Annotated in this window: 18 protein-coding genes; 12 read left to right on the top strand and 6 right to left on the bottom strand. The window is 64.2% G+C overall.

Translation table 11 applies throughout. The features are described from left to right. Window positions 1-498 precede the first annotated feature (498 nt). Window positions 499-1716 (top strand): hypothetical protein, encoded by a 1218-nt coding sequence (locus DK389_RS03055; protein WP_109887388.1) that lies wholly within the window; start codon window positions 499-501, stop codon window positions 1714-1716. Further along, window positions 1706-3703, top strand: a complete 1998-nt coding sequence (locus DK389_RS03050) for a plasmid replication protein, CyRepA1 family (RefSeq protein ID WP_109887387.1) — start codon at window positions 1706-1708, stop codon at window positions 3701-3703. Before DK389_RS03055 ends, DK389_RS03050 begins: the two co-directional genes overlap by 11 nt. 604 nt (window positions 3704-4307) lie before the next feature. On the opposite strand, the gene DK389_RS03045 is transcribed toward DK389_RS03050, so the two are convergent. After that, window positions 4308-4601, bottom strand: coding sequence for a hypothetical protein (locus DK389_RS03045; protein WP_109887386.1), 294 nt, complete (start codon window positions 4599-4601; stop codon window positions 4308-4310). Window positions 4602-5244: 643 nt separating this feature from the next. Next, window positions 5245-5919: a hypothetical protein gene (locus DK389_RS03040; RefSeq protein WP_162560460.1), complete on the bottom strand. Its 675-nt coding sequence runs from the start codon at window positions 5917-5919 to the stop codon at window positions 5245-5247. A gap of 525 nt (window positions 5920-6444) precedes the next feature. Here DK389_RS03040 and DK389_RS03035 point away from each other — a divergent pair. The 7 genes from DK389_RS03035 to DK389_RS03005 all read left to right on the top strand — a co-directional run bounded on the left by DK389_RS03035 (window position 6445) and on the right by DK389_RS03005 (window position 11983). After that, window positions 6445-7505 (top strand): IS630 family transposase gene (locus DK389_RS03035; protein ID WP_109887384.1). Its coding sequence is split into 2 segments (ribosomal slippage): window positions 6445-6931 and window positions 6931-7505, totalling 1062 coding nucleotides; the frame shifts between segments, so codons are not numbered across the junction. Between the two features lie 10 nt (window positions 7506-7515). Further along, the gene (locus DK389_RS03030; protein WP_162560459.1) at window positions 7516-8487 is read left to right on the top strand and encodes a hypothetical protein; all 972 of its coding nucleotides are present in this window, start codon (window positions 7516-7518) and stop codon (window positions 8485-8487) included. Between the two features lie 73 nt (window positions 8488-8560). Further along, window positions 8561-8812: a hypothetical protein gene (locus DK389_RS03025; protein ID WP_109887382.1), complete on the top strand. Its 252-nt coding sequence runs from the start codon at window positions 8561-8563 to the stop codon at window positions 8810-8812. Continuing rightward, window positions 8802-10031, top strand: a complete 1230-nt coding sequence (locus DK389_RS03020; RefSeq protein WP_109887381.1) for a site-specific integrase — start codon at window positions 8802-8804, stop codon at window positions 10029-10031. The genes DK389_RS03025 and DK389_RS03020 overlap by 11 nt, the downstream gene beginning before the upstream one ends. Before the next feature lie 248 nt (window positions 10032-10279). After that, complete coding sequence (locus tag DK389_RS03015; protein ID WP_109887380.1) at window positions 10280-10984, top strand: ParA family protein; 705 nt, start codon at window positions 10280-10282, stop codon at window positions 10982-10984. 231 nt (window positions 10985-11215) lie between these two features. Continuing rightward, on the top strand, window positions 11216-11686 hold the full coding sequence (locus tag DK389_RS03010; RefSeq protein WP_236960559.1) for a Ros/MucR family transcriptional regulator: 471 nt from the start codon (window positions 11216-11218) through the stop codon (window positions 11684-11686). A 60-nt stretch (window positions 11687-11746) separates the two neighbouring features. Beyond that, window positions 11747-11983: a hypothetical protein gene (locus DK389_RS03005; RefSeq protein WP_162560458.1), complete on the top strand. Its 237-nt coding sequence runs from the start codon at window positions 11747-11749 to the stop codon at window positions 11981-11983. 58 nt (window positions 11984-12041) lie between these two features. Here the strand turns inward: DK389_RS03005 and DK389_RS03000 are convergent, their stop codons facing one another. After that, entirely contained in the window at window positions 12042-12470 is a 429-nt protein-coding gene (locus DK389_RS03000) for a hypothetical protein (RefSeq protein ID WP_109887378.1), read from the bottom strand. A 408-nt stretch (window positions 12471-12878) separates the two neighbouring features. Between DK389_RS03000 and DK389_RS02995 the strand changes: the two genes are divergently transcribed. Together DK389_RS02995 and DK389_RS35165 are read left to right on the top strand one after the other, a co-directional pair. Further along, a complete protein-coding gene (locus DK389_RS02995; protein WP_109887377.1) occupies window positions 12879-13445 on the top strand; it encodes a Ros/MucR family transcriptional regulator in 567 nt (188 codons plus the stop codon). 62 nt (window positions 13446-13507) lie between these two features. Next, window positions 13508-14086 carry a hypothetical protein gene (locus DK389_RS35165; protein WP_335645517.1) on the top strand — a complete coding sequence of 193 codons (579 nt, stop codon included), beginning with the start codon at window positions 13508-13510 and terminating at the stop codon, window positions 14084-14086. A gap of 231 nt (window positions 14087-14317) precedes the next feature. Here the strand turns inward: DK389_RS35165 and DK389_RS02985 are convergent, their stop codons facing one another. Beyond that, a complete protein-coding gene (locus DK389_RS02985) occupies window positions 14318-15382 on the bottom strand; it encodes a ketopantoate reductase family protein (protein WP_109887376.1) in 1065 nt (354 codons plus the stop codon). A 249-nt stretch (window positions 15383-15631) separates the two neighbouring features. Between DK389_RS02985 and DK389_RS02980 the strand changes: the two genes are divergently transcribed. Then, entirely contained in the window at window positions 15632-16252 is a 621-nt protein-coding gene (locus DK389_RS02980; RefSeq protein ID WP_109887375.1) for a class I SAM-dependent methyltransferase, read from the top strand. 295 nt (window positions 16253-16547) lie between these two features. Here the strand turns inward: DK389_RS02980 and DK389_RS02975 are convergent, their stop codons facing one another. Then, window positions 16548-17801 carry an IS701 family transposase gene (locus tag DK389_RS02975; protein ID WP_109886678.1) on the bottom strand — a complete coding sequence of 418 codons (1254 nt, stop codon included), beginning with the start codon at window positions 17799-17801 and terminating at the stop codon, window positions 16548-16550. A gap of 466 nt (window positions 17802-18267) precedes the next feature. Next, a complete protein-coding gene (locus DK389_RS02970; RefSeq protein ID WP_109887374.1) occupies window positions 18268-18753 on the bottom strand; it encodes a hypothetical protein in 486 nt (161 codons plus the stop codon). Window positions 18754-19288 lie beyond the last annotated feature (535 nt).

Here is a 19288-nt window from a genome sequence, read left to right as displayed (position 1 = left end):
GCTCGCGCCCAAAGGCGAAGCTGGATCTGGCCTGGACGCTGTGGTTATGGGCGCTCTTCTGAAGGAGAGCCTTCGAGGGTTTCTTCGCCTGTGACTCCTAGAGTCCGCCTCGAAGGCGTTCTTTGTCCTCGAGCGTGTTTTTCTCAAAAACAGGCTTTCTATCCCTCACACGCTTCGTCAGATATGCAGTTTTTCGATATCCCTCTATTGCTGTTGCCGGCCACAATCCTGCAAAATCATTCATCTGTACTTGACACCCCTGCCGCTCCATGCCAACTCTCGCGCGTCCTCGCACGGCCCGCGCCATCAAGGCCGGGCGGCTGAGGGCATGCCCTGAATGCCCACCGCGCCGCCTCGACGGCGAGCGGCTACCTGAGGCGGTTCGGCTTGCGAGCTGACGCAGATCGGCAAGTCGGGATCCGCGCTCAACGGACCTGACGCGCCGCGTGTCCGTCCGACACAGGAACCCAAAGAGCCCTTCGCAGGGGAGGATGACGCATGTCCCTGTCACAGCGGAAGCTGAAGATCGCCCTCAACCCGAAGCTCGTCGACAAGAACACGACCAAGAAGAAATCGCTGTTCGCCGAAGGCTGGTACAACGCGGAGGTTAGTGTTGACGAATTCACGGCCGCGACGACCCAGCACGGTTGGGCATACTGCGCGCAGCTTCACGGCCGTCGGAAGGGTGAAAACTTCCAGGCGTGCAATATCGCCTCGGTGGATGTCGATCACGGACCCACGATCGAGGAGGCGCTCGCCAGCCCGCTGATCCAGCAGCACGCCCTGCTGATCTACACGACGGCGCGGCACAAGCCGGAAGCCCACCGCTTCCGCGTGGTCTACCTCCTGCCTGAGACGATCACCTGCCCGAAGCGGATGCGGAAGCTCAACCGTGGCCTTACCCGCAGCCTCGGAGGCGACATGGCGGCGACAGACGCTGCTCGTATCAGCTTCGGCAACAGCAAGGCACAGGTGCACCACATCGGCGGCGAGCTCAGCCCCGCGCTGCTGCGCGAGTTGATCGCCGATGCCGCTCTTCCGGACAACACCGACCTCACGATGAAGGAGATCGTCAGCCGCCGATCCGCGATCACGCTCGCCCGCAACCAGGTGCTGCGGGCGGCTGACGGACGGCAGTTGTTGCTGTGCGAGGTCCAACAAAAGACGGCGGTGCACTGCCCTGTCCACCCGGACGAGAACCCGAGCGCCGTCACGCTCCAGAGCGGCCGCGGCGTATGGGGCGTCTACTGCTCAACCTGCAGGAAGACCTACTGGCCGGCTGACCAGCGGCAGCCCGAGTGCGATCCGGAGGCCTTTGTCAGAGCGGCCCAGGAAGTCGCGAATGCCGGCAACGCCGCGCAGATTGAGCTGTGCGACTGGCCCTATCAGAGCGTGGTCGATCGCGAGGCCATCACGGGGTGCAGGGTGCACATCGTCTCCGGCCAGGCGGCTCCTCCCGAGCTGCTGCCCGGCATCACGCTCGTGAGGAGCGGCAAGGGCACCAGCAAGACCGAGGCCTTGAAGCGGCTGGGGGCGGGGGCAAATTCGGTCCTGCTCTTCGGCCATCGGCGTACGCTGATCCGGGGCAGCTGCCGGCGGCTGAACCTCACCTGCTACCTCGACCTGAACAAGAAGGCGGCCAAGGCGGGCTCGAAGCAGGCGGCCGATACGGCCTCCTTGGAAAGCTTTTTCTGGAGGGAGGAAGATGTCGGCTAAGCCGAAGACCCCCGCTAAGAGGAGGCCTAGCCGCAAGCCCCGGAAGTCGCCGAAGCGCCTCGGCGTCTGCCTCGACAGCCTGCCGCAGGTTCCGCTTCAGGATGGCTACGAACTCGTCATCATCGATGAATCCCAGCAAGTATTCGGTCACCTGTTCTCCGAGACGATCGTCTCACGCGGCAAGGAAGAGCGCATCTACAAGCTCCTTCGAGATCGGGTGCGACGGGCAAGGTACGTGATCGCACTCGACGCCGACCTCGACTTCCTCACCCACACCACGTTGGCTCGGATGGTGAGCGAGCCGGATGCGAATGGGATCCTGCAGCCGCAGAAGCCCGTGCATCTCTGGGTCAACCAGCAGCCTGCGGCCGGGGGGCGGACGATCGAGCTCTACGAGAACAAGAAGCACCTCACCGGCGACCTCATGAGGGCGATCGCGGAGGGCAAGCGCTGCTTCGTCACCGCCAACTCGAAGAAGCTGATCGGCAAGATCGAGGCGATCATCCGCCAACGGTTCGGCAAGACCCGGCGGCTCATCACGATCACGGCCGACACCGGCTCCCGGCCCGAGGTGCAGGACTTCGTGGCCAACGCCGCCGCCCGGGCGGCCACCTACGACGTCGTCCTGTGCTCGCCCTCGCTCGGCACGGGCGTGGACATCACCTTCCCCCACAACGCCAAGCTCTTGGATGTCGTGTTCGGCTTCTGCGAGCCGGGCATCAACACGCATCTCGACTTCGACCAGCAGCTCGCCCGCGTCCGTCATCCCGGCTCGGTCAAGGTCTGGATCACGCCGCGCCGCTTCACCTACGAGACCCATGTGGACGTGGTGCGCCAGGACATCCTGCGGGCCGGGCTGTACAAGGACATGCTCGACAGTTTCGACGATGACGGGAAGCCGCGCTTCCTCGAGGAGGACCCGCTGATCGAGATGGCGGTTCTCGTCAAATCGGCCGAGCGTGCCTCCAAGAACAACCTCCGGGGCAATTTTGTCCTCTACAAGCAAGCGCAGGGCTGCACAATCGTCCACGTCGGCAAGGACATCGAGCGGAGTGTCGACGGTCACATAGCCCTGAAGCGCGGAGAGGAGCTGGCGGGCGAGGAGCTCGTCGCCAGCATCATGGGCGCGTCAGTTCTGACACGGGCCGACTTCGAGAAGGTCCGAAGGGCTCTTGAGGCAGGCGACGTCGTCGACGAGGCAACGCGCGCATCCTACGAGCGCACGCGTTTGGAGCTGTTCTACCGCGCCGAGGCAACACCGGACCTGATCCGGCTCGATAACGGTGGTCGACGCCGGCGAGAGGTGAGCTTGTTCCGGGATGTGGTTCGCCTGCCGCCGGAGGCCGTCCCGGCTGATCGGCTTGCACCTCTGCACCGCGACCTGAGCTTTCTGGGCGACGCCCAGCAGGACCTCGCTCCCGCCCTCGCGCGGCTTCTCCGGCTGACGCCGTTGTGGCGAGAGCGACCGTACGATCCGCTCCCCGGTGCGGTGACCGAGGTCGAACGAGGCCGCGTTTTTCTGCCCGGCGATGCGTGGCGACTCGCGCAGGAGGGGCGCGTTGCGGGCTCGTTCAACGCTGAAGCGGTGTTCGAGACGCGTGACCTCGAGGCCTTCGCGCGCTTCATGATCGACAACAAGGCGCCGCTGGAGAACCTGCTCAGGCTCGAGATCCGCTCCGACGTCCTGAAGAAGCCGATCCAGCAGCTGGGGCAAGTGCTCAGCCTCCTCGGCCTCGCAATCACATTGGCCGTCACGCAGAAGATCTCAGGCCGGAAGATCCGCCGCTACAGCCTCGACGCGACCGTCCTGTCCACGTTGGAGGAGATCGCGGATCGCCGGGAGCGCAAGCAGGCCTGGGCGTTCCTCGTCGACCTCTACGGCCTGCATATGGACCCGTCGGACGACGATGACGGGAGCGAGACCGATGCGCAGATCGAGCGCGCTATCGAGTTTGTTCAGGGGACAACGAGGGACATTACAAGGTGAGGAAAAGATCATTTCTATAAGAAAGGCCCTGTTGTCACCTTCAGGACGCGGGAGGGGGGAAGGGGACAACGAGGGACACTACAAGGAGAGGAGAGAGAATCAGCTCTATAAGAACTGCCCTGTTGTTCCCGCCGACGGGGTTTGGGACGCGGTCAGGAGCGCGGAGGAGAGCGTTCCGCTCCTCGGGTCGCGCGATGAGCCTGGGGCGCAATCCAGCGGCCGAGGCTGCAAGGCGGCTAAGCCAGACGGCTCAAAAGCGGGCTGCCAAGATCAAGGTGCCTGAGCGTGACGGATAGCCTCGCGTCGGCCCCTCGATGGGCAGCCGGTCCTGTCCGACGGCCCGCGCATGCTTTCCGAAGTGGCATGACGTGACCGGTCGTTTGGATCAGGCCGATTGCGCGGCTTCTGTCTGGAACGGCGGTGGGTAGGCGGAAGGCCTGACGCCTTGATCGAGAAGGACCAGATCGTCGGCCGCACGGAGGTCGCCGCCTTGCCGGGCGATCCAGGATTTAGGCCTTCGAGGATGGCGCCGGGCTGCGGGAAGTGCCGAGTCGGATCGAGCTCGCGACCTCATCCGGTTGAGCGCCGGCGGGCGGACGGCCTACTATTCGGTCGGCGGAGGCTCCTCGTCCTCCTCGTCGACTGCGGCCTCGGCCTCCCGCGCCCACTTCTCGAAGAAGGGCAGGGTCGAGGCCTCCTTGAGCAGGCCCGTCTCGGGATCGTAGGCGTCCTCGTTATCGGCATCGGTGGCCGGCGGCTGCTGGGCCTCCCAGAGCAGGTGGGCGTAGACCTCCCGGATCTCCGCCTCGACCATCAGGCGCGTCTTCCCCTTCATCGGCATGAAGGTTGTCACGAGGTCTCTCGCCAACTGTAGCGTCATCTGGTCTTCATCGAGCATCGGTCATCCTCAGTATCATGGGATCAGGGGCAGGATCGTCTCGATCACAGCCAGAATGTGCGTCGACAGGGCGCCTTCGATGAGGGCGCCTCATAACGAAGAGCCGTATCCCCCGGGCACTGAACCACGAAGTCCAAGCCACATCGGGCGGTGGACGTCGGAGCAAGAGATCTCAAGGCTGATCCCATGAGATCTGCGGGGCCGGTTCTGGCATCATGAGCGATATACTCAGTTCGCACTGAGGATCGCTGCCGCTTCGATCGATCGGGTAACTTGATTCGAGCCGATTTCTCGAAGGCAACACTTAATTCGCCACGAAAGAATTATCATCACGGATGCCAGTGTTGATATAGTTTTTTATAAAGCAGGCCCGATGGAGCCCAACCGAACGTGACTTCCCCCAACTGCACTGGCACCCGCGGGAGGAGGCATTCTGCACGCTGCCTCACGTGCACACAGACGTGCAACGATAAACAGGGGCCCAAACATGAGGCCAAAAGCGACAAGGTTGTCGCTTTTGGCCGACACCGCCCTGTTTCCACCCGTTCCGTCACCGGTCTCATAACTCCGAGGCTGCCTCATATTCGCTTGCCGAGTACCACGGCGCCCAAGGCACCATGCGCTGTCTCCGCCTGCGGTCCGCTCATGTGTCGAGACTGATATGCCGAGCAATGGTCCTTATCAGGCGGCTCGCCCGCGTCTCACTGATCTTGTCGTCCGCGACCTCGAAGATTTTCTGCAGAAATTCGGTTCGGCGTGTTTTCTTTCCGGTTCTTACATCCGTGGACAGCAATGATCGCTTATGACGCAGGAGGATCCTCTGCAGGGTAGCGACAAACATCTGCTGATGCCGCCAGTCCGGCCCGGTTTGACCCCGCACGGCCGCCAACTCGCCGACGTATCCTTGCACCCTATCAGCTGCAGCAACGAGCATTTCTTTCAAGTGCTGCCAGGTATGCGGTTCGCGGGTAAAGTACGGACGGGCGGCATCGTTCATTATATGACCATCGATGTCACCGGCGGTCTGACGCAGTTTTTTGCTGAACTCGGCAAGATTCTTACGCGTGTCTGCCGGGCGTCGATTGCACCGTCGCTCCTCTACGATCGCACGGTGGATCGAAATCGCCGCTCCAACATCAGCCCAAATCTCGTCGGGCAGGTATTCGTCCGCTGCCGCATCGCCTAACCTGTAGGCCGCCTTGAGCTCTTGCTGCTTCTCTTCACTCACAGGATAAACCGCAGCCTCAGCTGCGGGATGCGGCCGAGCTCCGTCCCACCCGTCCACTAGGAACGACGGGAACTCATCCTCATCGGGCATGACGCAGCGCTCCTTGCTGTGGACCATGGGCGCCGGGGGCATTTACCGCGCCTGCCGCTGTTTTCAATCTGAATTGGGGCGATTTTTGAATAGCCAGAACAGACCTGCCCGTCCGTCTTTATAGGAATAAAAGTTAGGTGTTAGAAATAGGTACAAATATTTTGGGCTTGAATACTCTGATTGTGCGGAGCACCTACTCGTCGGCGCCGGCGCGTTCGCAATTCTCTTGAATTCACGGCGCCATAACGGCCCGCCAACCGCAGCGAAGCAGATTTTGTCGCTGGCTGGGCGGAGCTAACGCAGTTCTTTCGTGCCGGAGATTGCATTCATGGAACATCTGCAAGCGATATCTGAAGCCGATCCTCCGGCCGGAGGTGAGGCTCCGCCGCTCGCCCCCATGTCGGATGCCGACTCACAGCCAAATGCCGCGTCGGACGTCTTATACCGGTCGACGGTGATAGCGACTCACGAGGTTTCGTATCGGCGGCGGATCTGGTTCGATGAGGCAAACCGGGAGGGTTTGCCATGTCCGCTGCGGTTGCTCTGCGTGAGGATTTCAACGCCGACGATCTTCGACGTCTGGCCAAGGCCAGCCGAGACGCGGGCCAGAGCCGCCGGCTGCTGGCGCTGGCCGAGATCTACGAGGGCGGCAGCCGCACGGATGCGGCTCGGATCGGGGTGGTAGGGTTGCAGACGGTGCGCGATTGGGTGCTCGCCTTCAACGCAGCTGGCCCGGCCGGGCTGATCAACCGCAAGGCCCCGGGCAACCCAGCCAAGTTGAGCGATGCGCAGCGTCAAGCGCTGGCGCAGATCGTCGAGAGCGGGCCGGACCCGGATCGACACGGCGTGGTGCGCTGGCGGCTGAAGGATCTCGCCGCCTGGATCTACGCCAGCTTCGGCGTGAGCCTGGACGAGAGCACGGTGGGCCGCACGGTGAAACAACTCGGCTTCCGCAAGCTGTCGGCACGCCCGCGCCATCATGAGCAGGACCCGGCCGCACTGGCAGCCTTCAAAAAAACTTGCCAGCCGAGGTGAGGGCGATCCGAGCCCGGCTGCCGGCTGGCGCGGCCATCGAGGTGTGGTGGTCAGACGAGGCTCGGGTCGGCCAGAAGAACACGCTGCCCCGCCGCTGGGCGCGCCGCGGCAGCCGGCCCTCGGCGCCCAAGGACCAACGCACGGCCCACGCCTACATCTTCGGAGCGATCTGTCCCGAGAAGGGCAAGGGTGCCGGCCTCATCATGCCGAGATGCGATACCGCGGCGATGAACGAGCACCTCAGGGAGATCAGCTGCAGCGTCGAGGAAGGCGCCCACGCCGTGCTGATCCTCGATGGGGCGGGCTGGCACGTCGCCCACGACCTCGTCGTGCCCGCCAACATCACCCTGCTGCCGCTGCCAGCCTGCGCCCCGGAACTCAACCCGGTCGAGAATGTCTGGCAGTTCCTGCGCGACAACTGGCTCGGCGACCGCGTCTTCTCGTCCTACGAGGACATTGTCGAGCAGTGCTGTCAGGTCTGGAACCGGTTCATCGACCAGCCTTGGAAGATCATGTCCATCGGCCTGCGTGACTGGGCCTATCAGTTATGATCACCACCGATTGGTATTAGACACCGTTACCCTGCCGCCGGATGCCGAAATCCTCCTTGAGCGGCTTGAGTCGGTAGATGTGGCTGATCGTTGCCGCCGGAGTGGCCGTATCATCCTACAAACCGAGATGAAAACCTCAGCCGGTCGGATCGGCAGTGGGCGTGAACTCGTCGCGCGCAAAGCTGAGCTGCCGCACGGGACCTTCGAGCTGTATTGCGAATCTCTGGGAATCGAGAAGAGGTTCGCCGAGCGCTGCATGCTTGTCTTCGACAAGTTCGGGCGCGATCCAAATACGGCTTCCAAGCTGAGCTTCAGCCTCCTCTGCGACCTGTCGGCCCAGTCTGTGCCCCAGCGCGTCCGAGACGAGATCATCGTTAGGCTCAAGGGAGGCGAGCACCTCGCACCGAAAGTGGTTCGCCAGACGATCGAGGAAGCAACAAAGGCGGATGCCGGCGGGGGAGCCTCGAAGGTCGACAGAAAGCATTGCCAGAAAGCTGAAGAGGTCGCGCCGCCGGATGAGGGGAAGAACGCCCGGCAAGCCGTCGAGGACGCCTCGCAGGAGGATCGAAGTTACGCCGCTCAGACCAGCGAGGTTGCCACGCAGGTGGACGGAGACGGCGGCGAGGAGAACCGCGGAAACGCCGCGCAGAACGAGAACGTGGATGCTGGCGAGAGCGGCAGCGCCACCTCGCGCGGCACTGCGAAGGACACCACGGAAACCAGCGTGGGCGACTCGCAGGAGGCTGACGCGCAGGCGAGCGAATTGAGCCATGGTTCTCAATACGCCGCCGCCGATACGCGTGCGCTCGCCCGTAGTGCTGTACGCGACGATTCTTTAGGTCGCTCGAATGCGGAATGCGCGATCGCGATCATCGGCGAGCTGGGACACGAGAAGATGCTCGAGCTCGGGCAGGCGCTGAAGGGCGTGGATGACACCAAGTTCATGCGCCTCCTCCGGGAGCGCTGCACGCCCGCAGAATGAAATTGCGCACGACCGGCGAGGTCTCGACCTCGCCGGCATTCAACCTCGGTGCACATCAGAGCTCCCGAAAACCATGAGGCGCCTTCCCACTCGCGAGGAGGGGCTGTTCCCGTCCGAGGCCGAGATCGCGCGGCGGCTCAGCCAGACGCCACAAGAATGGGCCGCCAAGGCCAAGCTGCTGGAGCGTGACGGACTGCCACGCATCGACCCTCTGATGGGTGGCAGGTTCTGGCCGGCGGTCCGCGCGTACTTCCTAACGCGGTACGGTCTTGCCGGTGCCGAGGCGCTCGCGCCCGACGGCCCGGAGAACCTCGATGCCCTATGACCTCAAGGCGCCCGGCTGCAAGGTCCGGAAGAACCCGGGCGGCACCATCCGACTCGGCTGGTTCGCGACCCACCAGGCCGTGCAGGCGGGCTTCCGGCCGTCCGTGGTGCGGCTGCCGTACTCGCCCGACAATCCTGAGCACCGAAAGCTCATCGAGGCCACCTGCCTTCGGCTGCAGGCCGAGATGCTGGCGTTCCTAGCCAATGGCCGCCGTGAGCAGCCCCGCTTCGACGGCACCGTCCTGAGCCTGTCGCGCCGCTACCAGACCGATCCCGCAAGCCCCTTCCGCCGGCTGAAGCACAACAGCCAGCGGGCCGATACCTACACACTGAACCTGATCGAGGCCGCCTTCGGTAAGCGCTCGCTCCAAGCCCTGAAGCTCGCCGACTTCTACCGCTGGTACGACGAGGCCAAGAAGCCGCGCTCACCCGGCAAGCCGGAGCGGGTGCGCCGCGCCTGGGGCATCATCAAGAAGCTGCGCGAATTGTTCGCCTACGGCGTCATGGCGGAACTCCCCGAGTGCGAGCGGCTCTACGCGATCCTGCGGCACGCCCGCTTCGCGCAGCCGGCACGCCGCCGCGTCGCGATGGAGCTCGCCCATGTCGAGGCCTTCATCCCGCAGGCCATCGCTATGGGCCGCCTCTCGCTCGCGCTCGGCACCGCGCTGCAGTTCGAGACGGCCATGCGGCAGAGGGACGTCATCGGCGAGTGGGCGCCGATCCCAAACGGCGCGGCCGCGAAGCCGGGCGAGTTTGCCCTGAACGGCCGCCGCTGGGGGAGGGGGCTCACCTGGGAGGACCTCTCACGCGACCTCGTGATCCGGAAGGCCACGACCAAGACCGGCGCGTTTGCCGCGCACGACCTGAAGCTCTGCCCGCTGGTGCTCGACCTGCTGGAGCAGATCCCGCCCGAGCAGCGCACCGGCCCGCTGATCATCGACGAGGCAGCCAGTCGCCCCTACGCCGAATCCGCTTACGGCCGCGAGTGGCGGATCGTGGCGCGCGCGGCCGGCATCCCGAACCACGTCTGGAACATGGACGCGCGCGCCGGCGCGATCACGGAAGCCGAGGATGCCGGTGCTGATCTCGACCACATCCGCTCGGCCGCAGCTCATTCGCAGACTTCGACGACGCAGCGCTACTCGCGCGGTGCGGTCGGCAAGTCGCGGCGGGTGGCGGAGATGCGTCTGGCGTACCGGTGCCTCCGGAACGGCTCCTGAATGAGAAGGAACGAGGCGGGCAAATTTCGACGAAACTGGAAGTCGTAGCGACAGCCAGCGTATAAAAATTACATTTTGCATTGCAAAACAGATTATATTCCGAGGGCTGCTCATCTCCCATTTTTCCGATCCGCCGATTTATCGGTTTGTTAACCAGCTAAAGCTTCACTGATCACACGCCGCGTCTCAATGGGGGCGTCTTCGATCCCTTCGAGATTGCTTGCGGCCGTTCTGCCGAGGAGTGCACCGTGCATACGATCCTGATCGCAGCTCAGAAGGGTGGAGCCGGCAAGAGCACCCTGGCGGTGCACCTCGGAGCCTTGGCTCAACAGACCGGCAAGACCCTCCTCATCGATGCCGACCCGCAGGGCTCCTTGTCCTTCTGGCACCGTCGGCGCTCCGCTCCGACGCCGCACCTGGCAAAGGCGAGCGCCGCAGACGTGCCCGAGATCCTGAATCGGGCTGAGCAGCAGGGCGTGAACTGGGTCGTGATCGACAGCCCACCTCACAATGGCAGCCTGATCGGATCCCTGATGAGCCGGGCGACCCTGACGCTGATCCCGGTCCGGCCGGGGCCCTTTGACTTGGACGCGGTCGGTGCCACGCTGGCGATGGCGCGCAGCCTCAAGGCACCGCTGGCCTGCATCATCAACGCCGCGCCGCCCATCAAGCGCGGCGACACGCAGGTGAGCACGGTGGCCGAGACCCGGGCCGTCCTGATGAGCATGGGTGCGCCCGTGCTGCCGGGGCAGGTTTCGCAGCGCGTCAGCCTGTCATACGCCCTGATTGGCGGCCAGTCGGTCGATGAGTACGAGCCTGAGGGTCGCGCCTGTGCAGAGGTTGGCGCGATGTGGGCGACGATCAGCGATTTGGCGCACACCTTCCCGCGCCAGGCTCGCTCCTCCTGGCAGGCGAGTTCGGTCCCAGCATGGGGTGTGATGGGTCGGGCCTGAAGCGTTCGGGCTGGTACCAGCCGCTCTGGTCGTTGGCGTGCCGGCTCACGGCTGTGAGAACGCGCGATCGACGCTTCTCGGAGGTGGCGCAGCAGACGCTAAACAGTTCGGGCTGAACCGGTGGTCAGCGCAAGCCGGTCCGTACCTTCCGTACGTTTCGTTCAGCCCGTCTTGCGTTCTCGGCGTAACGCTTTACTCCGCCACGTCCACTCACGGCAGAGGATATGTTCCGTGTCAGACACGAAGGCGGACGAGAGAAGCGAAATCGACCTGACCGCCGAGATTGTCTCGGCGTTCGTCTCCAACAACTCAGTGCCTGCGGCAGAGCTGCCTGCTCTGCTGGCGAGCGTGCACGGCACGCTGAAAGGTCTTGCGAGGGGCACGTCTCAAGCCTCTGCGGACGAGGTGGAGAAGCCGACGCCAGCGCAGATCCGCAAGTCGGTCACGCCGGACGCGCTGATCAGCTTCATCGACGGCAAACCCTACAAGGCTCTCAAGCGCCACCTGACGCGGCACGGGCTCGACCCCTACAGCTACCGCCAGCGCTACGGCCTGCCTGCCGACTACCCGATGGTGGCAGCAAGCTACGCCGCGCAACGCTCCGAACTCGCCAGGGCCACAGGTCTGGGCCGCGGCGGAGCACGCGACGCAGACGAGGAGCAGGCCCACACGTCGGGCACCCGGCCCGAGGCCGCGGAGTAGCCGAACGACTCAGCGGCAACTCGCCGGGCATTATCGCGTTCGAGAGCGGATATGGATGTGGTGGTGCGACCGCTCGGATCGAGCGGCACCGAGTGGCTCCTGCAGGATCGGTTCAGCTACCCGCTTGGTCGGCTCCGCCAGACGACCGTACCGGTCGACCCGTTCACCATCCTGCCGGAGCGGGGAAGCCCGCTCGACGGCATCTACGTCTTTCATCCCACGCTCGATGCCGCCCTGACTGCGATCGAGAAGCGCCTGGGCGGGATCTGCGAGCTGATCGACCTCCCGGAGCCCTGACCTCTGCGTTCGCCTGAGCGAGCCGCCGAGGTCAGTGGCCCGATCCAGCAAGGCGCGGCTACCAGAAGCCCCGGCCGTACCCGAACCGAGGACCGAACCCGAAGCCGACCGGGCGGATCGGCCCATAGAAGCCAGGGCCGTAGGCAAAGCGGCGGCGGAAGGGCGGACCATAGGCGTAGGGCGGCGGAGCATAGCCGAAAGGCTCAACGACTACCTCCCGCACCACCGGTGGCGGTCGGTAGATCACAGGCCGCTCCACCACGACCTCGCGAACGATCTGACGCGTCCGGTAGACGGGCCGCTCGACGATGACCTCACGCACGAGGCGGCGAGGGCGACGGGCTGCACGGTATCGCAACACCGGCCGGCCCTGGTAGGCCCTGTGGCTGTAGCCAGCCGGTTCATCGGCGCTCGCCGGCGCAGTGCCGATGACCCATCCTGCGCTGAGGGTCAGAGCACCCGCGAGCATGTACGCAATCGGCTTCATCTTGGTCCCCTGTGAAGCGCAGGGTCATGCCGTCCGACGCCTGCGTATGGTTCAACGCTCAAGCTTACCCAGAAAGGTGGCAGAGGGTTCCCTCGTTCGGCAAAAGGTCCGCAACTCACTGCAAGGTGGGTTGATGTTCCGCTATCGCGCAGCTGCCGCTGCGGCTGCCAAGCGGCAATCTGGATTCGAAGCTCTGCGAGTAACATTGCCCGTCCAGAAGACCTTCAAGGGTGCGGCCTTCGTCCAGAAACCGGTAAACGGATGGGGCTCTTGGCGGCTGCCGTGCCTTGATGCGGTCAGACTGGATCAATGCGCCTGTGGGAAAGCAGACTTTTTCTGCCAGCGCCAATTGCCGGCAAGTACGATTTTTGCAGGTGTGCAGGCAAGAGAACGAAGAAGGAGATCTTTATGTCTGACACTGCCGAAGCATCAAGCAGCAACCACCTCGACCAGACGGTCGACATCGTCTCGTCGTACTTGTCCAACAATCATGCATCCATGGCCGATCTGCCTGGCCTAATCGCGAGCGTGCATGCAGCCGTGGCGGGCTTGAGCCTGAGCGCCCCTGCGAGCGAGCCGGAGATCAAGCTGACGCCGGGGCAGATCAAAAAGTCGGTCAGGCCGGACGCGCTGATCAGCTTCGAGGATGGCAAGTCCTACAAGACGCTGCGCCGCCACCTCGCGATCCGCGGGCTCACACCCGAAAGCTACCGGGAGAAATGGGGTCTGCCGCGCGACTACCCGATGGTGTCGGCCTCCTACTCGGAGGCGCGCTCCTCGCTCGCCAAGAGTCTCGGGCTTGGTCAGCAGCGCCGCAAACCCGCGACCAAGGCCACAGCAGCGGCCGAGAAGGTCACAGAACCGGCGCCGGCGATCAAGGCTCCAAAAGCCCAGAGCACGCGCAAGAAGGCGGCCGAGGTGCCGGCAAAGCCGCGCAGCCGGCGGAAGGCTGCGGAACCGGCTCTGGCGGAGTAGGATGCAGGCCGGCGCAGGCGAGGCCTGTGCAGGCATCTCCGACCCTTGAGGCCGAGCACGTGATGCGCTGGGAAGTTGCACCGGTCGACACCGGCCCTGATCCGCAAACTGGTCAGCTGGTCTACCTCATCGCGGCGCACTCCGAGCTGTTTGCCGAGTGGCTCTCGCTGACCGTCATGGTCGAGGATGCGGGCAGCGAGGCGGCCAACGATGCTGCCGCGCTCGCGAAAGCCGTCGAGTTCGCCGGTCAGTTCGCCGCGAACGCAAAGAACTCACAACAGCCGATCAGGCCGGGTTCGGTGCGAAGCGCGGACCACGCTGGAGAAGCTCCACGAGAGCCTGCTGGCGCAACCCATGCGCTCGAAAACCGTTCTACGGCCTCTACCACAGCTCAGGAGGCAGGCATGACGGACCGCGTGACACGCGCCGAAGCTGCGGCAGTCCTTGGCAATGTCGATGAGAAGGTGCTCGTCGATGTGATCGCAACGGGAGCGACCAAGGCGGAGGTCGCGGAAGCGTTTGCCTGGGTCGAGAACGACGAAGCCATGCTGAACGAGGGACGCCCGCTGCCCGGCGGCCGCGCAGCTCAGGTAATCGCCATCCTGCAGGCGCAGCTGGAGAGCGAGACGTCAGAACCGTAAGAGCAATGCTCACACCGTCGCGCTTCCGGTGACTTGCCGCAGAACCACGCGGAGCCCTCAGGCACGCCCGTGAATGGGCTCCGCGCGTCATGAAACCCCGGATTAGGCAGCGCCACGGGCGCGTCTAACGAACAGTTTCTACAGGCTTCGATAACATGCACTCAGCTCGTTCCCTCACCGGGGTGGACTCTTCTTTCTGACAACCATTGCCGAGGCGCGACGATCGCACCTTCAATCCGTGCCGAACCCGCCCGCGACAACCCGTTCGCCAAGCCTACGATCCACCGTCCGAACCGTCTGGTCGATCTCGGGGTTGGGCGTGCCGAGTTGCTGCGAGATCAGGTTGACCAGCACGTCGACGCGTTCGATGTACGGCGCCCCGCTCGCCACTGCCCGGGCGGCCGACGAGGGGTTGAGCAGGCTCTCGGCCGCCTTGGCGTACTTCGCGAACGGCACCTGATCCTTCAGGTCGGCTCCGAGCCGCTGGGCGATCGCGTCCACGTGCTCGTAGATGGCGCGGGAGCGCTCCAGGTCGCTGTGTACTGCGTCGCGGATCGACTGCGGCTCCTGCAGGGTGATGCAGCGATAGTTGCCCGTCAGCAGCATCGACCACTTGGCCAGCGGCACGAACAGCGAGTCGAACACCTTCAGCTTCACCGGCACGTCCTGGCCGTCGAGGCGCACCGCGTCGATGTCAGCCTCCAGCTCGCGCAGGAGTTGGTTGTGGGTCTCGTCCTCGAACGGCGCCGCCTTGAAGTTCGTCGGCAGCCCGACATGGAGAACGTTCGCGCCCTCGCCCGGCGGGCGGTAGGCCTGCGGATCGGGCGAGCAGAGCGAGACCAGCCCCGGCTCGAACCGGTCCCAGACGCCGGCATTGGTGTAGGCGTCCTCGAGGTCCATCTCCGCCAGCGCCGGGATCCGCTTGAGGTAGGGCAGGGGCGGCATGTTTATGAGCGAGAGGCAGGGCAGCCTCGCCTCGGCGATCTTGATCATCAGGACGCGGATCGTGTGGTCGTTGTACTGCGGCTCCTGCATAGCGAGGACGACGAGATCGTAGCGGGACACCTCGACGTCTTCGGGCGGCAACGCATCTAGGGTGCCCGGTAAATCGCGCGAGCGGATCGCGCGGTGCTCAGGCTCGTCGCGCAGCTTGATGCGGACCTCGGTGCCCTCGCGATTGATCAGGTCGGCGGTCTTCTGCCGGCAGACCAGGGTCACGTTGTGACCCGCCATCAGCAGCTTCGTGCCGAGCAGCGAGCCGTACGAGGCTCCCAGGATCAGGATGTTGCGTGGCACGCGTTCCTCCCTCAGGCTTTTCCTGCGAATTTCCTGAAGCTCCGAGGCCCGTCCAGTTTGTATTTTTTATGCAGACGTTCAGAAAAATTGATGGACCGTCGCTGGTGCCAAAGCGTGACTAGGACTTTCAGCGGCACTGTTCTTGAAATGCGCGAATGTGCCCATCGGAGCCAGCTGCTAGGCCTGGCGCTGATCTACAGCAGGTCGAGCACAACGCTTCCGCAGACCAATTCGTCGTGGGAGGGATAGATGGGCTTCTACGAGCGGCACATCGGACCGCGCCTCGTGCGCTGCGTCTGCGGCATGGCCGACATCAGCGCCGAGCGCAAGAAGGTCGTGCCGAAGGCGACCGGGACAGTCTTGGAGATCGGGTTTGGGCCTGGACTGAACCTGCCCTTCTACGACCCTGCGCGCGTCACCCGCGTCATCGGCGTCGATCCTAACGAGCCGTTCCTGAAGCTGGGCGAGGCACAGCAGCGCGCGGCCCGTGTGCCCCTCGAGATCAGGCAAGCGCCAGCGGAACAGCTGCCGCTCGACGCGACCTCTGTGGACACGGCTGTGGTCACGTTCACTCTGTGCTCTGTCCAGGATCCGATGCAGTCGCTCTCGGAGCTGCGACGCGTACTGCGGCCCGAAGGCCAGGTTCTGTTCCTGGAGCACGGCCTGTCCCACGAGGAATCCGTAGCGCGGTGGCAGCGCCGGCTGAACCCATTGTGGAGGCCGCTTGCAGTCGGCTGTAACCTCATCCGCCCTGTCCTGAGCTCGTTCCAGACAGCAGGGTTCAGGATCACCGAGTGCGAGGAGTACTACCTGCCGCGTACGCCCAGGCCGCTGGGCTTTCTTAGCCGGGGCAGAGCGCAGCCTGCTTAAGGGAGGCATCTTCACAGAGAGGCAGAGCTGTCCGCTGATTTCTCATTGCCATGCAGGCAGTGCCGGCCACGACGATGCGTACCTCATCACCAAGCAGTACACCGTGCGGCATCGCCCGGAGTCATCGTCAGACAGGATCGGCGAACATCCCACATGCCGGCACGGGCTGTGCAAAAGTCGACAGGCAGCGCGCATGAGCTAACATTACAGTTGCAGTTTCGTTCTGAGGTGCGCCTGTCGGGCGGCAGCTTGGTGGGCGCGCCGCCAGGCTGACCAAGCGAGCACGAGCGCGGGCTCAATGCGCCGCTGCGCCAGCCGCATCGCCACGCGCCGGATCTCCTGAATGGACCACGGCACCGGCGAGCTTGGCGATGAGCGGCGTTTTTGGGGGCGTTCCGTTGGCCAACCGGCGCACCCGCGCCAACATCGCAAAAGCCAGCATCACCAAGCTGACGTGCCGGTGCCAGCCGTGCCACGAACGGCTCTCGTTGTGGGCCAGCCCGAGCTCCGTCTTGGCGGTCTCGAACGCGTCCTCGATGGCCCAGCGTCGCCCCTCCACGGCCACCAGCGTCTGCACCGGCGTGCCGGCCGGGCACCAAGTGGTGAAGTAGGAGAAGCTCCCGTCCGACAGGCTGCGCCGCACGAGCAGGCCGCGCGTCCACACGCTCTGATCAAGAGCGGCGTCGAGCGCATCCGCCGGCAGCGTGGCCAGCGGCAGGTAGGCCCAGTCGAACAGGCGCGGTCCCTTCGTGCCAGATCCGGCCGAGAGCCGGATCCAGTCTGTCTTGGAGAGATCCTTGGCGATCTCCTCGGCGGTGCCCGCGACGTCGAGGTTTTGGTCCCAGGACCAGAACCGATGCTGACCCGTGACACCGAGCACGTAGCCCTTGTACGCACGGCGCAGCGCCAGCTCGATCTCGCCAACCCCGTAGATGCTGTCAGCCGCAACCCACGCAAACGGCACCTCTGCCTTTATCGCCCGCTCGATCATGGCCAGCGCCAGCTGCGGCTTGGTGGCAAAGGTGATGGCCTCCGGCACATGCGCCGTCCGCCTTCGAGCCGGGTCTCCGGCCCAGGCTTTGGGCAGGTACAGCTGACGATCGATGAAGGCGTGGCCCTGATCCGAGACGTAGGCGGCAAACACCCCGATCTGGCAGTTGGTGATCTTGCCAGCTGAGCCTGTGTACTGCCGGCCCACACCGCACGAGGCTCTGCCCTGCTTCAAGAAGCCGGTCTCGTCGATCACCACCACCGCGTCAGGTGAGCCGAGCGTCTCGAGGACGTAGTCACGCACCACGTCCCGCAGCGCCTCCGCGTCCCAGTGCGTGCGACCGAGGACAGCCTGCTGGCGCCAGGGGCCTGGATCACCAGCAGCTTCAGCCCGCATCCAGCCGGTCTTGCGCCGCTCACCCCCAAGCAAGCCCTCCAGGAAGGCGTTGGCGGAGGCGGCGACGCTCGGGGCGGCAAACAGCGGGCGGATGCGCTGCTTGGCCTGCCGCAGTGTCGTCGACCAGAGCTCCAGCGTGGATTCGAGCGAGGTTGAGGACATCGCGCTCTCCCATCCGAAACCACTCAGATAGGAGCCTCACCCTGCAACTGTAATGCTAAGCTGCTTCGTGCTGCTGCCCTGGCGTTTGCTGCGCGCAGTTCAGCCTTCGGCGCCCCATCTCGTAGAGCACTTTGAGCAAGAGCTCGGAAACGATGAGCGTCTTCTATCGCTCTGCTGCGCGTGGCCACAAGCAGATTTTTGTCACGGAACGAAATACTGGCTTGAGATGCGGCCATAGCCGTGGCTCCGAGGCGGCACATCGATGATTGTTCCACCTTGAGACAAGGAATGGCACCGATAACAAATCGTGGCAAGAAAGTGATCGCAGCTTTTCGGCGTTAGCACTGAGGATTTAGTACGCCGCCTGCGTGAATTACGCTCTCGCGCCGCCACACGCCCTGAGCAACTCGAAACCCCGAAAGAATTCCCGGCGTGCAGACGCCTAGCTACGTACAGAACTTTGGAATCAGAAGTTCCGATCAGCCCGTCTGTTGTTCAAGCTACCGCCCTCGTAGAGGATGCGGGGCTGGCGATCGGCGAAGCTGATGCCGAGGTCGAACTTGGCAGATCCATGCTTCGCGGTTCCATGACGCGGGTTGCTGACTTCAAAGTCAATGATGGAGCGAGCCGCACATTTCTGGGCAGGCACGTTGCAGCTGATCTGCATGGTGCCCGGCCGATGGACGTACCGCCGTGAAGGCCATTGCTGGATCGCTCTGCGCTTCTCAGCCATCAGCTGCTCTTGGCTATAACGCTGCCCGTAGAAGGTAACGGTTGGGCCGTACATATACGGCACCCCATCGACAGGGCTGACATTGCTCGACGACCAGATCTGAAGATACCGCTCCGCGATGAACGCAGTGCGCCGCTTCATCTCGGTGAGCCCAAGCGCCTGAGCCGAGCTTGCAACAGTCATGAGCGCGACCGGAAGCAGGAGGAAGGGCAGCTTCATTCAACGCGCTCCTCACGTACATCAGCAGGCCACCGGGCGAGCACAGGCCTGCCTTCAGCTCAGCCGGGCTATCTCGATCTCTAGTCGCGCCCTCAGGGCTCCATGAGCCATCGCATCACCCCACCGGCATCTGCCGATGTAATCCGCCGGCTGGGCTCTCGCGCTGCGCGTTCCGGAACACGGCGACGCAATCCAGCACTCGACTCAAGTGCCTCGTCATCAAGCTGAGCATCCGCATAAGCAGGAACCGGCGGGGTCACGATGCGACGCGCACGCTTGGAAGCTGCAATGCTCTCGCGTCGGCTCTCGGTTGCGCCGACGCCACGCACGCTCGACGCCGCTCGGTCGAAACCGCGCTCAACTGTGGCTGGCACCTGCGATCGGGCGATCGTGTCTCGTGCCACGTTGGTTCGCGAACCTCCGGCCACTCCACTGACCTCCGTCTTCCCTGCTTGCCCCAGCACCGCCCGGTCTGCCCGCTTCCGATCGGCCTTCAGCATCTCAGCCTGAGACTGGTCAGCCCGCGCTACATCCT

It is taken from the genome of Methylobacterium durans, assembly GCF_003173715.1.
GTDB lineage: Bacteria > Pseudomonadota > Alphaproteobacteria > Rhizobiales > Beijerinckiaceae > Methylobacterium > Methylobacterium durans.
This window is presented reverse-complemented; position numbering and strand designations above follow the sequence as displayed.